The 14486-nt window shown below is 47.2% G+C and carries 8 protein-coding genes, 8 tRNA genes and 2 rRNA genes; all 18 read left to right on the forward strand.

The annotated features are described in order from the left end of the window. A 23S ribosomal RNA gene (locus ACFORK_RS00005) occupies window positions 1-97 on the forward strand; the annotation flags it as partial. 146 nt (window positions 98-243) lie between these two features. Next, a 5S ribosomal RNA gene (gene rrf / locus ACFORK_RS00010) occupies window positions 244-360 on the forward strand. 771 nt (window positions 361-1131) lie between these two features. Beyond that, window positions 1132-1203, forward strand: a tRNA-Glu gene (locus tag ACFORK_RS00015). A gap of 7 nt (window positions 1204-1210) precedes the next feature. Next, window positions 1211-1286: transfer RNA gene (locus ACFORK_RS00020), tRNA-Val, on the forward strand. A 43-nt stretch (window positions 1287-1329) separates the two neighbouring features. After that, window positions 1330-1406: transfer RNA gene (locus tag ACFORK_RS00025), tRNA-Met, on the forward strand. A gap of 24 nt (window positions 1407-1430) precedes the next feature. Then, a tRNA-Asp gene (locus ACFORK_RS00030) sits at window positions 1431-1508 on the forward strand. A 42-nt stretch (window positions 1509-1550) separates the two neighbouring features. Next, window positions 1551-1623, forward strand: a tRNA-Lys gene (locus ACFORK_RS00035). Window positions 1624-1660: 37 nt separating this feature from the next. Beyond that, window positions 1661-1735: transfer RNA gene (locus ACFORK_RS00040), tRNA-Gly, on the forward strand. Between the two features lie 6 nt (window positions 1736-1741). Continuing rightward, window positions 1742-1818 (forward strand) — tRNA-Arg (locus ACFORK_RS00045). Between the two features lie 16 nt (window positions 1819-1834). Next, window positions 1835-1913: transfer RNA gene (locus ACFORK_RS00050), tRNA-Leu, on the forward strand. Between the two features lie 417 nt (window positions 1914-2330). Then, on the forward strand, window positions 2331-3140 hold the full coding sequence (locus tag ACFORK_RS00055) for a CPBP family intramembrane glutamic endopeptidase (protein WP_379194346.1): 810 nt from the start codon (window positions 2331-2333) through the stop codon (window positions 3138-3140). Between the two features lie 351 nt (window positions 3141-3491). Next, a complete protein-coding gene (locus tag ACFORK_RS00060) occupies window positions 3492-5090 on the forward strand; it encodes a helix-turn-helix domain-containing protein (RefSeq protein ID WP_379194348.1) in 1599 nt (532 codons plus the stop codon). A gap of 83 nt (window positions 5091-5173) precedes the next feature. Next, window positions 5174-6139, forward strand: a complete 966-nt coding sequence (locus tag ACFORK_RS00065; RefSeq protein ID WP_379194350.1) for an ABC transporter substrate-binding protein — start codon at window positions 5174-5176, stop codon at window positions 6137-6139. A 654-nt stretch (window positions 6140-6793) separates the two neighbouring features. Continuing rightward, window positions 6794-7720 carry a helix-turn-helix domain-containing protein gene (locus ACFORK_RS00070; RefSeq protein ID WP_379194352.1) on the forward strand — a complete coding sequence of 309 codons (927 nt, stop codon included), beginning with the start codon at window positions 6794-6796 and terminating at the stop codon, window positions 7718-7720. 95 nt (window positions 7721-7815) lie between these two features. Further along, complete coding sequence (locus tag ACFORK_RS00075; protein WP_379194354.1) at window positions 7816-9687, forward strand: class I mannose-6-phosphate isomerase; 1872 nt, start codon at window positions 7816-7818, stop codon at window positions 9685-9687. After that, window positions 9687-10679: an ROK family protein gene (locus ACFORK_RS00080; protein ID WP_379194356.1), complete on the forward strand. Its 993-nt coding sequence runs from the start codon at window positions 9687-9689 to the stop codon at window positions 10677-10679. Before ACFORK_RS00075 ends, ACFORK_RS00080 begins: the two co-directional genes overlap by 1 nt. Further along, window positions 10676-13186, forward strand: coding sequence for a glycoside hydrolase family 38 N-terminal domain-containing protein (locus ACFORK_RS00085; RefSeq protein ID WP_379194358.1), 2511 nt, complete (start codon window positions 10676-10678; stop codon window positions 13184-13186). Before ACFORK_RS00080 ends, ACFORK_RS00085 begins: the two co-directional genes overlap by 4 nt. Before the next feature lie 168 nt (window positions 13187-13354). After that, on the forward strand, window positions 13355-14449 hold the full coding sequence (locus tag ACFORK_RS00090) for a GntR family transcriptional regulator (protein WP_379194360.1): 1095 nt from the start codon (window positions 13355-13357) through the stop codon (window positions 14447-14449). Window positions 14450-14486: the final 37 nt, after the last annotated feature.

The following is a 14486-nucleotide window of genomic DNA, read 5'->3' on the forward strand; positions in this document are numbered from 1 at the left end:
GTAAGACCCCTTGAAGACGACGAGGTAGATAGGTTGGAGGTGGAAGTGCAGCAATGCATGGAGCTGACCAATACTAATCGGTCGAGGGCTTATCCTACTAGATAAAATGCAAATTCGTTTCGATCCAGTTTTCAGGAATCAAGTAATAAGAAATAAAGTCCTAGTGGCTTATATTTCGAAAACTTGTGTTCAGCATTTGGCGATGCTGAGACCTGTATAATGCATTTGTACCGCAAATGCCCGTTTGGTGGCGATGGCGGAGGGGTTCCACGCGTACCCATCCCGAACACGACCGTTAAGCCCTCCAGCGCCGATGGTACTTGGACCGAAGGGTCCTGGGAGAGTAGGACGCCGCCAAGCACTAGACCACTGTTGATAATTCAACAGTGGTCTTTTATTTTATTGTGAACTCTTGAATCCTGAGTGAAGGATAGTAGCGTGATCATTTAGATTAATGGTGCTTTTGGTGCTGGCAAAAGTGAAACAGCTTATACGTTAATTCGCTGCCTCCGGCACCCTACCCTACGTATTTGATCCGGAGAATGCCGGTTACTATCTTCGGGCAAGTGCGCCCTCTATCTGATGCCACGGGATTTCTAGGACCATCTGCTTTGGCGTGAAATAATCATTCCATGCTTAAGCATCTTACCCATCATTATAAAGGGATCATTATCGTCCCATGACTGTGGGGAACGAGAATTACTTTGCACAGATCGCAGGTAAGCTAAGAGGGGACGGCATCATTTTACACTGCTGGCTTCGCGTGAGAGCTTATTGAAGCGGCTAGAAGGGCGTGGGGGGGATATGACTCCTGGGCATGCCCAGGAGATCGACCGATGCCTCAGAGGGCTTTCAAGTGAGGTCTTCCACGATCATCTTGATACAGAGCTTCTGAGCGTCTCAGAGGTAGTAGAACTCATAGCATCGTGGGTTGGAATAGAATTATTACAACACGTAGCGTAGAGTCGTTCTCACGGCTTCAGGTAGCCTTAAAGTAACTCAATATACTCCTAAATGAAAAAGAATTATACACTGAAAAAATATTTTTAAAAATATTTCAGAAAAACTGTTGCTATATCCGAAATAATATGATAAGATATTTTTTGTTGTCACGGAAAAACATTAACGCACGGCCCGTTGGTCAAGGGGTTAAGACACCTCCCTTTCACGGAGGTAACAGGGGTTCGAATCCCCTACGGGTCATATCCATGGAGGCTTAGCTCAGCTGGGAGAGCATCTGCCTTACAAGCAGAGGGTCGGGGGTTCGATCCCCTCAGCCTCCACCATATAGATTTTATTTTAGAAGATAAGTTAAATACTTTTTACTGACGCGGGGTGGAGCAGCCCGGTAGCTCGTCGGGCTCATAACCCGAAGGCCGCAGGTTCAAATCCTGCCCCCGCAACCAATTTTCATTCATGCAAATATTCCTGGAACCGTGGTGTAGTTGGCCTAACATGCCTGCCTGTCACGCAGGAGATCGCGGGTTCGAATCCCGTCGGTTCCGCCATCTTTTCTGCTTTAAAGTTGAGAAGTTGTATTTTGCAAGTATGAGCCATTAGCTCAGTTGGTAGAGCACCTGACTTTTAATCAGGGTGTCGAAGGTTCGAGTCCTTCATGGCTCACTTTCTTTAAAGTGTGCCGAATGAAAATTTACCGTATGCGGACGTGGCTCAGCGGTAGAGCATCGCCTTGCCAAGGCGAGGGTCGCGGGTTCGATTCCCGTCGTCCGCTCCATAATTTGCGCCCTTAGCTCAGCTGGATAGAGCGTTTGACTACGAATCAAAAGGTCGGGAGTTCGAATCTCTCAGGGCGCGCCATCTTTAAACTAAATATGCCGGTGTGGCGGAATGGCAGACGCGCTCGACTCAAAATCGAGAGGGAAACCGTGGAGGTTCGAGTCCTCTCACCGGTATTATATGAAACAAGTAAAGGTTCATTGGGCATTAAGCCTAATGAACCTTTTTTATTTATATTTAGAACTACATTCATAGCATTAGCTGACGAAGCCTTCGAACTGTACTTCAAATGAGATTATACATTTGCTGTAGTTGAGTAATCCTATGGCCCAGCCACTCTTAGACTTCTTTCATTCCTACACCAGTTACTTAGATCAATTGCTGACCACTTCAGCCTGGCAACCTCGCTACGTCTCCATTCATAAAAGGCAACAAGAACGCTCATATTGAATGTTGCCTAGGCATCTCATTCAATATGAGCGTTTTGGCTATGGCTATCTTTTGTCGGATAAAAAGGGCTTGCGCATAACGTAACGTGAGGCCCTATACTGGTGCTTGAAAGAAAATATTAATTTTTAATGGGAGTGTTTATAATGTCAATCAATAGGGACAAGCTGCAAGAATCTTTGGCTCCTGCCCTTCGGGTTCCTCCCCGCGTAGGATGGGGTGTTCTCACCTATTTCCTCTACAGCGCAGTCTTCTACGCGATCTTCGTGCTCAACGATATCGACTACACGCGAGTGGGTGAGAGTGAGCGGACCCTTCTTCTCTGGTATATAGCACCGCTGTCTGGCGGTGCCGTGCTGACCATCACAATGGTCACGATCTACGGATGGTGGCACCCTAGCCTGGTTGAAAGGCGGAGTCTTTCCGGGTGGGCGATGACTCTCCCGATCATCATGCTGGTCATCGCGATCGTGAACATGCTGGCCGGCGATTTCACCCGAGTCACGCCCCTCATGTGGCTGTATCTCATCTTCGGCAGTATCATGGTTGGCTTCAATGAAGAGATGATCAACCGAGGTCAGTTGATAGTTGCTCTGCGCAGCCGATTCGGCGAAACCGGGGTCTGGCTGCTCTCAACAGCGATGTTCGCAGTCTTCCACCTGCCGAACATGTTCTGGGGCATCGGGGCGGGAGCCCTGTTCCAGGTAATAATCGCTTTTGGCCTCGGTTCGATTTTCTACCTCGCCCGGCGGTCTACCGGATCGCTCGTGGCCTCTATGTTCCTGCACGGGCTCTGGGACTTTAGCGTCTTTTCAGCGAATGGCGCGTCGGCGTTACCCATCGCTGGTTTACTAGCTCCGTTGTTGGTGATCGCTGCAGTGATCACGGTCCCGATCATCCTCCGCCGTGAAAGAGGGCGCGATAGCGCCCAAAACGTGTCACGATCAGTCGGCTAATTCATCTGTCCGGTCGACGAGCACGCTCCTGTCTCACAGCCAACATGCCGAACAGCCCGCAACTGCTGTTATACTTTGAGAATAGCTAAAGATGCCGAACCACTTGGTGAAGAGAGCAGAAAACAGTCGGATACCCTACTGAGCTACTTTAGAGCAAAATTAGAGGAACCCACCTAGGTTGCGGAGCAATCCCTTTTTACAAAGCAAGACAGAGAATAATGGTTTGCTACACGAGCCTGTCAGGAGAAATCCTGGTGGGCTCTATTATTTACTAGCTGCACCTGTGTAGAATTAGCGGGGATGCGATGCTATAATGAGCTTATTTTTATAGAGGCAATGTTTAGGGGAAAGGTGACAGTAGTGATGGTGAGTTGGTATCAATTAACCGATATTAAACGTATTAGTGATCTTGAGAATTGGAATTCCAATATAAAAAAAATAAAGACCACTATGCTTATTATTGCGATAAAAGGAAATATCCATACCGTTGTAAACGGTGAGTCCATGACCTTGGAACAAGGAGATGCCTATCTGGTCAGACAGGGAGATTTGTGGGAGTGTGGCATCAATACCGAAAAGGATGTCCTTGTTTATTTGTTGTCCTACCATACCGGGGAAACGATGGATAGTGAATATGATATAGATAATCTAAATGAAATAAGATCATTCAAAATACCGGCTACTAGCTTGCCGCCAATCGCTGACTTATGCGCTGCGATCTACCGTCAATTTTCTACTGTGACTCTAGTGGAGAGATTTCGCAGTCAAGCTATTTTTCATGAGCTTCTGTATCAGTCTATGAAATTGATTAGCAATCATCGGGATGATGCAGCAATGTCGGCATTGGGGCGAGTCGAGCATTTTATTGAGCATAATTTTCATAAAAATGTGACAGTGGAAGGACTAGCAGCTGTAGCAGGGCTTAGCGAGCGGCATCTCATGCGCCAATTCAAAGAAAACCATCATTGCAGCATCATGTCATATGTCAATAAACGGCGTCTACAGGAAGCGAAATCCCTGCTTACGGGACAGATGAGGAAAATGTCTGAGGTGGCTGAGCTGGTTGGCTATAAAGACGAATATTATTTTACACGCAAATTCAAGCAGCACGTTGGCATTCCGCCAGCGGCATATATGAGAAACAGGCAGAAAAAAATTGCAGCATACAGCTGGTTTAATTTGGGGCATTTGCTTCCCTTGCAAGTCGTTCCTGAAATAGCACCATTAGATCATTGGTGGACAGATTATTACCGTAATAAATATGCTACCGACGTTCACACACTGCTAAGCCATCATTATGGAGAAAATCGCCGTATTCTTGAGCAGGCTAGGCCTGATTTGATCGTGGCGCTGAATACGATGGACCCCATTGAACAGGGCCGAGTACGCCAAATTGCTTCAACCGTATTTATTCCCTGGATGGAGATGGATTGGAAGGAGCATCTGAGGTTTGCTGCACATCATTTGCAAAGAGAAAAGGAAGCAGAGCTATGGCTGGAGCGTTATGCTTATAAAGCAGCACTGGTAAGAGATTTTGTCGGCCAACGACTAAAAGGGGAGAAAGTATTGGCTATACGTCCTGTTAAGGGAGGCGTTGAAGTATTCGGTAGCAGGAATGTAGGGGCTGTCTTATATGGCGATCTTTCGCTAACTCCTGCGGGAGAAGCAGATCAAATTGCGGTCATCCGCGCCGTTTCTTATGAGGAGCTGGCGGAGTACGATCCTGATCGAATATTTGTGCTAACCAGTCATTCCCTTCATGCTGATAACAATTGGTTAGAATTAAGTGGCACGGATGCTTGGAAGGCATTAAAAGCTGTTGTACAGGAAAAGGTACAGGTTGTTCCAGAAGACCCATGGGTAGAATACACTGCTTACGGGCATGATCGTCAATTATCATCATTAATGAGCCTGTTTGGCGGAAACATCCAAATGGTTAAGGCGCTTTAGTCTATGGGACTATTGCACATAATCCCTTATAATGATTTAAATAAAAATGATAATCATTATCAAGTTGGGGGTTATGGAGTTATATGAATAAAAAAGCAGGTATCGTTGCAGTTTTATTGTGCATTTTACTAATGACAGCTGGTTGTGGAACAGGTTCAAAGAAAGAATCCGGCGAAGGCGCAGCGCCATCAGCAAGTGCTCAAGCACCTTCTACAAAAATATATAAAGATGCAAATGGTAAAGAGGTGGAGATTCCGGAAAATCCGCAAAGAGTAATTAGCTCTGACTTTTTATCGGAAGTATTGGCGCTTGGCGTCGTGCCTGTAGCCGCTCATGACACTGCTTTTGAAGAACCGCTGACCAAAGAGCTTGTTAAAGGTTTACCCAAAATAGGAACTTGGCCGCCCAATTTAGAGGCTATTTCCGCTGCTGACCCCGATCTTATTATTGTAGCTGATTATACGGATGCTGAAACAGACGGAGTGTTATCCAAAATTGCTCCTACAGTTGCAGTGAACTATAGCGATAATGTATTCGAGCGTGAACGGACGATTGCTAAAATTTTAGGCAAACAAGAAAAAGCGGAGCAAGTTATTTCGGCCTATCAGGAAAAACTGGAGCAGGCTCGTCAAAGACTTAAGCCATTTGTGCAAGAAGGGGCCACAGCTGTCACCATGCGTTTTGTAAAGAACCAACTGCTTGTCTTTTCGTCAAAAAGCGGAGAGGAGACGCTGTATACGCCTTATGGTTTTACTGCGCCACTCCCTGTTCAAGAAATTTCGAATAGTGATCAGCCGTTTTTTGCTATGATATCTATGGAAACTCTCCCGAAGTTCGCAGCTGACTATATGTTTGTTGTAGCAGGAAGAAATGAAGAAGAGCAGCAAAGCTTAAAAGAGTTGCAGGAGAGTCCCATCTGGAAGGGGCTGCCTGCGGTGAAAAATAATCGTGTATACGTTGTACCAGAGGACTGGATTAAAACAGATTTGATCAGTATGAACTGGCAGCTGGATGAAGCCGTTCGAATGCTGGAAAAATCTTCTCGATAGCATGTGCGGCTGAAAATCGAGTGGGAAACCGTGGGGGTTAGAGTCTTCTCATTGGTATACAATTAAACGAGTAAAGGCTCATTAGAAGAAAAATCTAATGAGCTTTTTTTTATTTTAAAATCTAATTCATAGCTTTAGAAGGAACAAACATTGGCTGTAGTTGTGTAATCACTATGAACGATCAACTCTTTAATTTCTTTCATCTTTATACCATTTGCTAACAGCAAGTTTGCGCAACTGCGACGTAAATCATGATATTTGATTCTGCGGAAGTTTTATTTTAACTTGTTCTTAGTTCTGTCCTTCTCATTAGTTATGAGCCTGCCATTTAGCGATACGGACGTGACAATGTGATTTATAGTTATGGCCCTGTTATTATTATGGTGGGAATTTCTCGAAACGGAATGAACTTTTAGTTAAATTATAGAAATTATGGAGAGGAGGCAGAAGGTGAAAGATCCTAGATCACCTTCATCTGCTATACAGGTTTAAGACACCCTCGTCAATTTTATTCAAAGTCACGAACAAATTTAGTGTCTTGATGAATTGCTATTTGCCGGATGTGAGGACAGTAGAGCCGAGCCAGCAGCTTATGCAGCTTGTATTTCATAAAGAGAGCAGTATACAATGGGAGCGAACTAAGGAGGGATGAACATGTCGATCCAATCCAGCTTCCGCCGAGCTAATGCTATATGTAACCGGCATGCTACCAAAATTCAAGGTGATGGCCTGTCTATATCTATTTTATATTGGGGATTCATGCCGGCCCATTTCGATAATTCCCTCCACCGCCATTCTTTTTTTGAAGCTTGTTATGTGATGGACGGAGAGGGAAGCTATTATGAACACGACAGGGAGTATGATCTAGTAAAAGGAACGGCGTTTCTATCAACGCCTGGCGTATGGCACCAAATTCGCAGCACTTCCGGATTGACCTTATGTTATGTTGCTTTTGAAATCGATGAATCACAAACGGGGCCCTTTTATCTCGAAGTCTATCGTAAGCTCGCTGAGCAGAGACAAAGCGTTGTAAGCGGGGTTGATTTTCTCGCAACAGGATATTTGTGGCAGTCTTTGGTAGCGTTGTGTGCTAGTTCAGGTTCAGCAATACCGCTGGCTTTGGAAAATGTGGCGTACTCGCTGCTGCTGTCCTTCCCGGAATTGCATGGCTTGACACGAACCGCAGGTGAAAGTGTTCAGCAACCGATTTCTCCAGGGCATGCTTTATTTAGTCAAGCCAAGCGTTTCATCGACGATAATTTAAGTAATGAGCTTACGCTTGCGACCGTTGCGAGTCATCTGCATATCTCTTCCCGGCATTTGACCCGATTATTTCAGGAGCATCTCAGTCAGTCCTTCGTACATTATATTCAGGAGCGCCGGATGCAGTATGCAGCGCAGCTTTTGCTAAATGATTATGTACCCATTAAGGACATTGCATTACAGTGCGGATTTCAATCCGTGCATTACTTTACCCGTGTGTTTACCCGTGAGCTTGGCGTATCCCCTGCCAAATTTCGCCGTTCGCAATTCTCCGAAGGTCGCTCCGGCAAAAATCATTACCCTCCGAACATGTCCTGATTGTACAAAAATAGTGCCCTTTCCTTTAAAGACGCTGCCCCCAACAATTTATACAATGTGAACATACATTGATTACGAGTTGGGAGGCAGCAGCAATGGAAGTAAATAAAGTTCGATCCTTTAATTCGGTTCCGGTTAATCCTGTAAGGCTGCAAGGTCATGAGGCAGTGCAGTCCGATATCGGGACGGGCTATGAGGGATGGCTTCGGCTAATAGAGGACCATTTTAACCAACACAATTCCAAGACATATCATTTAGTCATTGATGGTACCCACGGCGCTACATTTACGACAATCCTTGAGCAACTGCAAGCGTTGTGCCACAAAGAGAACATCGCATACATTGAACTCGATAGTACGCGTTATATGAAAAGCAGTGCAGAGCTATTAACGGCGTTTGACCGTTATTTGACCGATAACCGCGCCTTTGGATTTATAGCTTCAGATGTCGATTTTAAAGACTACTTCAAGCCGCAGGCGCAAGCGGATTGGCAGACTAACGTTGCCGAAATGCTTCATCAATCCTCGGAATCCTTGGAGGGGAATGGTTCTCGTACGATGATTATTACGTATGGACCAGGCGCAGGCTATCTCTCCTCTGCTGCCTCACTATCTATATTTTGTGACATTTCACGCGAGAACCAACAGCAGCTGCACCGGCAAGGAATGGGTTCGCTGCAACTCGGGCAATGTGTAGATTCAGTAGAGACCTATAAACAAGCGTTGTTCCTGGAGTGGCCGATATGGGACCAATACCGTAAGCGCTATCTGAATGATTTTGACTATTACATGGATATGAATGATCCGAAGCAGCCGACGTTTGTTACGCTTCCTTTATTGCGTTCTCTCATGCAGGCTGCTGCGAAGCAGCCGATCCGCGTAAAGCCGTTCTTTGCTCCGGGCATTTGGGGCGGGCAGTATTTGAAGAAGCTATGTAAATTGCCGGAAGAATGGGATAACTGTGCCTGGAGCTTTGAGCCGATCGCACCGGAAAATACGCTGCTAATTGAAGCCTACGGTCATACGTTGGAGCTGCCGTTCCCGCTGTTGCTGTCAGCCCATCCACAGCAGATTATGGGAGAGCGGAATGTCCAGCTGTTCGGAGATTATTTCCCGATCCGCTTTGATTATCTGGATACGATCGGGGGCGACAATCTATCCCTGCAGGTTCATCCCCGCCAATCCTATATTGAGGAAACCTTCAACGAGAGGATGACCCAGCAGGAGTCCTATTACATCATGGAGCAAGAGGAAGGAGCAACTCCCTTTGTAGCCCTTGGTTTTACCGAAGGAACAACCGGAGAACAATTGCTGGACGCAGTAGATAACGCTCATGCCTCGAAAGAACCGCTAGAAGTAGGACAGTATGTGAACGTGCTGGATGCTCACAAAGGCGATTTGTTCCTTATTCCACCTGGAGCTGTTCATTACGCGGGCAGAGGCAATCTCGTGCTGGAAATCTCATCTACCACCTGGTGGTTTACCTTCAAGATTTACGATCACTTGCGTCTGGACAAAGATGGCTTACCGCGGCCCATTAACCGCGACCATGCAAGCCGCAATATGAATGACAGCTTCGATACGCGTTATGTTAACAAGCATCTGGTGCCATCTCCTGTCATTTCTCGCGTACAAGGTAATAGTAGCGAGGAATTACTGGGAGAGCGTGAAGACTTGCTGTTCCAGGTCAAAAGATTAAAGCTGAATGGCGAATGGCATGGCGATACGAACGGTCAATTTCTCATGTTCAATCTAGTCGAAGGCAATCGCGTCCGTCTTACACCGCTGAATAATGAGGAGGCCGCTGTGGAATGGGGGTATGCGGAGGCCTACATTGTTCCCGCCGCAGTGGGGGAATTTCGGATTGAATCGATTGGTGACCAACCATGCAGCTTAATCGTTGCTCAGGTATCTCCAATATGGAATACGCCTCTGCTGCCTCATCATTGGCAAGATGGTGAAGTGTAATGGAGTCAGAGGTCCTGCGAGAGAGCGGATTAATGACGACCATTGCCATTGATGCGGGTGGGACGTACCTAAAGGCTGGCGTTCTGAAGAACGGCATTCTCCTGCCGGAGCTTTCCCTCAGCCGGCCATCGCATTCGCAGGGAACTCCTGATCAAATCGTCGGCGGACTGGCTGATCTTATTCTGGAACTGTCGGCTGCCTATAGAGCGCAGCTAGATTCCGAAGACATTCAAGCTGGATTTGTGATCGGCCTAGCTTTTCCGGGACCCTTCGAATATGAACCAGGTATTTCACGTATTCGGGGGCTGAATAAATATGATTCCATTTACGGCCTTAATTTAAAAGTGCTGCTGCGGGATGAATTGATTCGACGTGCAGAAATAAACCCGGCCGTAACATGGTTGTCGGAGCTGGCTGTGGCACCTATCCGGCTGGGCAATGATGCCGTTCTGTTCTCTCTTGGCGTCAGTAGATTGTTCCCGGAGGACAAAATGCTATGTCTGACGCTGGGAACGGGGCTTGGGTCTACCTTTATTGAGAAGCGAAAGGTAGTCATAGGCAGATCAGGCGTACCTGCCACAGGCATGCTGTATGAAGAGAAGTTTGACGGAGAAGTAATCGATGATGTATTCGGCAGCAGAGGCATATTGTCATTAGCCGATCGTCTGCATGCCCGTTCAAACGCGGACAATGTACATGATCTCGCCCTTGCTGCCCAAGCGGGAGACCCCTCTGCAATCCAGGTATGGAGGGTATACGGCCAGCGACTTGGCCTTATGCTGCGTCCTTATGTAGCGGCCTTTCGGCCCGACAAACTTGTCCTTGGCGGACAAATCGCTAAAAGCCACAAGTTATTTGAAGACAGCCTGCAAAGTGCACTCAAGCCGGAGCAGGTGGTGCTTTATTTTGAAAATGATGTACTTGAGCAAGTGTTTTATGGCATTGATCAATTGTTTGACACCATTCATAAGATAAAGGAGTTCCCAGCATGAACCTTCAACAGCAACTCGAACAGAGCTCTATTCCGATGCCTGCGCGCAAGTGGAAAATTTATGCGATTCACCATTCTCATACCGATCTAGGCTATACGGAGCGTCAGGAGAAAATTGAACAATACCATGTCGATTTCATTCGCCAGGCTCTGCGTATTGTCCAAGATGCTCATAACGGAACTAACCCCGAGTGGCAAGGATTCCGTTGGACGTGTGAGACCTTCTGGGCTGTGGAGCAGTTTTTGCAGCAGGCCAGCGCTGAAGAGCAGCGGGATTTTGCCGAGGCCGTTCTGCGGGGCGACATCGAATTATCCGGCACATATCTCAATATGACCGAGCTGCCAGATTACGATCTTCTAAGCAAAATCCATAGCAAAGCGCAAGCCTATGCCCGTTCGATCGGACATCAGGTGGACAGTGCCATGACGGCAGATATTAACGGTTATAGCTGGGGGTATGCCGATAGTCTGCTGCAAAATGGTATCCAGCATTTATTCAGCTGTATTCATACTCATCACGGCATGTACCCGCTTGGGCGCAAGCAGCTCCCGTTCTGGTGGGAGTCTCCCAGCGGCGAGAGGCTCTTGGTATGGAACGGTGAGCACTACATGTTTGGTAACGAGCTCGGGCTATGTCCGGGAGCGCTTGGCAAATATATGATCCGCGACGAGTTCAATCATAAGCTTTTTGAGCCGGGTGAGATTCACGATCAGATTGCTAATATCCGTATTCACCGCTATCTCACCCAGTTGGAGGCAGAACAGTATCCGTTTGAATTCGTGCCTGTCATGCTCTCTGGACTGCCCACGGACAATGGAGCGCCGAACAGTGCGATCATTGAATGGATTGGAGAATGGAATCGTCAGCACGGTGAGCAGATTTCCATTGAAATGATCAGTTTGAGTCAATTCTTCGAGCGATTAAAGCAGGAAGGATTAGAAGAGCTGCCTGTTCATGCAGGAGATTGGCCGGATTGGTGGACAGATGGCGTCAGCTCCACACCAATGCACACCCAGATTTACCGTGACGCGCAGCGCACGCTTCGTAAGGTAGAAAAGCTGGACCCCGAGCGGAAGCACGTCAGTGATCAAGAGCTGGAGTCTGTCGAGCAGGCACTGGTTCTGTATGCAGAGCATACCTGGGGCTATCACTCCTCCATTTATGAACCGTGGCACAAAAATGTACAAATGCTGGAGGTGCGCAAGCAGGCACATGCCGCAGAAGCAAGCCGTTTAGCTTATCGTGCGCTGGATGCTGTGCTGTTGGCTGAGAATGGAGCGACATTATACCCAGGCCGTCCATATCGCTTCCGTGTAACGAATACGTCGGAGCTTGAAATCACTGAGCTGGTGCAGCTGAGGCTAGAGGGATGGGAGCCGGATGAGCTTCGCGGTGGCGTGGAGGTCATCCGCGAAGATACTGGAGAAGTATTGCCTATGCAATCATCCCATCCGCAGACCATCATCACAGAGCTGACGCTGAAGGGACTGCAGACCTGCATGCTAACCTTGCGTCCGCTGCCACCGAAGTCTGCGAGCACAGGGATATCGGTATCCAATACGAAGCTGGTCGGTAGTGACCGGGTATACGATATGGTCGATATGTATCCTGTTATGTCGGCAGGAGCGGCTGCATCACCAATCACATTGTCTCAGCATGGTCTGGAGTCTCCGTTCCTCTCGCTGAAATGGTCGGAAGCAGGTGGCATTACCTCATGGTACGATAAGAAGAACGACAAAGAGTTGCTGCGCCCAGATGCACAATATGGTGCTTTTACACCGATTTATGAAGTTACAGTTCCTGCTGAGGAATCTGAGGCCTCTGAGGTCTGGGGTGTTCGGTCACGCATGGGACGCAATCGTAAAGGCCTGGGTGTGCAGCGGTCGATCGGCCGGCTTGCCTCTGTCAAAGAGCTGGATAACGGTCCGCTGTATGCTACGCTGGAGCTTCGCTACCAATTGAAGGGAATCTCCTATTTCTCCTTGTTCCTTAAGGTATACGCCAAGATCAGCCGTGTAGATATCTCCGTTCGCTTCCATAAGGACAGTGTCTGGAATCCGGAAAATGTGTATCTTGCGCTGCCGTTTACCGCTGGGGAAAGTAAGCAAGAGACTTTATATGCGGATAAGCCCGGCGGTCTCGTACGTCCTTGGAGAGATCAAATTCCGGGAAGCTGTCTGGACTACTCCGCCGTACAAGCAGGTATTGCTTGGCAGGATGAAAAGCGTTCCCTGATGCTGGCGACTCCAGATACACCGCTTATCCAATTGGGATCGCTAGATTACGGCACCAGACAGGTTCATACTCAGCAGCGGTCTGACGCTAGTCCGGAAACCTACGCCTGGCTCATGACTAACTACTGGGAGACGAATTTCAAAGCAACCTTGGGCGGATTTTATGAGTTCCAGTACTACGTTGCTACAGGCGCTAAAATGGCTCCAGCCAGCATTGCCGCATCCCTGCAGGGCCTTCTTGATCCATTCGTTGTAACCCGGTCTCGCGACTGAGGTAACAAGCTCACTTTGCATATAAAACAACATGGAAGCAGCATTCTCTCCCGTTCGTTCTGGAGGAGTGCTGCTTCGTGTTTTTTTGTTTTCTTGTATCAATAAACTTGACACAGATTGGGGCGAAGGGTACAGTGAATGATAAGATTACATGAGGAGAATGAAGCTGTGGCTAAGTACTCGGTTATCAAAGAAGATATTAAGCAAAGGCTAATAAGTGGAGAGTGGACTGAGGGCTATAGGCTACCATCCAGCCGCGAGTTTGCCCAATATTATGAGTCTAGTGTGAATACGATTGAAAAGGCGATCAAGGAATTGGCGGAGGAAGAGTGGCTCATCCGGGATAGCCGCAGAGGCACCTTCATGAATAAAGAGAAGGAAATCATGCAAGGTGGTACGCGTCTGGTGGCTGCTTTTGTATTTGGCATTGATAATCCGATCTGGGCGACTGCACTGCGAGGTGTGGAAGACGCCTTGTTTTTACGGGGCTATCAGCTGCTGAGTTCAAGTGATGATCGAAATCTTGAAAAGCTGGAATCCCTCGTACGAGGGGCAGTCGAAAGAAAGGTAGAAGGGGTTATCTTAAGTCCCTTTATGAGCGAAGGGCATGAAGAGATTAATAATCGGATCTTCTCCTTACTTCAGGATAATAGGATCAAATACATAAGCTTGGATCGGGTGGTCTACAATACAAGCATTCCGTATGTAACCAGCGATAATATTGCGGGCGCTTACAGCCTGACCAAGCTACTCATCGAACAAGGACATAGACGGATATTATTTATTAAAAATAGTAACATAAGCACGATCAATGAACGGCTTACAGGCTTTAAGCAGGCATTTGTTGACTCAGGACTGTCGTATTCCGATGAATTTGAAGTGTTTATTCCCACCAAGTATGAGGATTTCTCCGATGAATTTGACCATTATTGTGAAATTTTAGAGCGAAAAATGAAAGAAATGTCGTTCACAGCTGTATTTACTGCAAATGATCAAATTGCGGAGGCAGCTCTCCAATCCTTAGAACATATGAATGTTCGTATACCTGAGGATGTATCGCTCGTAACTTATGATGCCGAAAATTTAAACCGCAGGAGCAAACTAAATGTAACAGGGATCACACAGCCTTTTTATGAAATGGGGCAATGCGCTGCCGGGTTATTGCTGAACATGATGGATGGTAATGAAGATCAATTGTTTTACGGACAAGTATGCAAATCGAACATTTATATTGGGGAAACTGTTCGCTCGATAGGGTTCTGAATGTTCTTTTTTGGCACCAATTTGATTAGCGGCTTTG

This window comes from Paenibacillus sp. GCM10012306, assembly GCF_042649265.1.
GTDB lineage: Bacteria > Bacillota > Bacilli > Paenibacillales > Paenibacillaceae > Paenibacillus_AQ.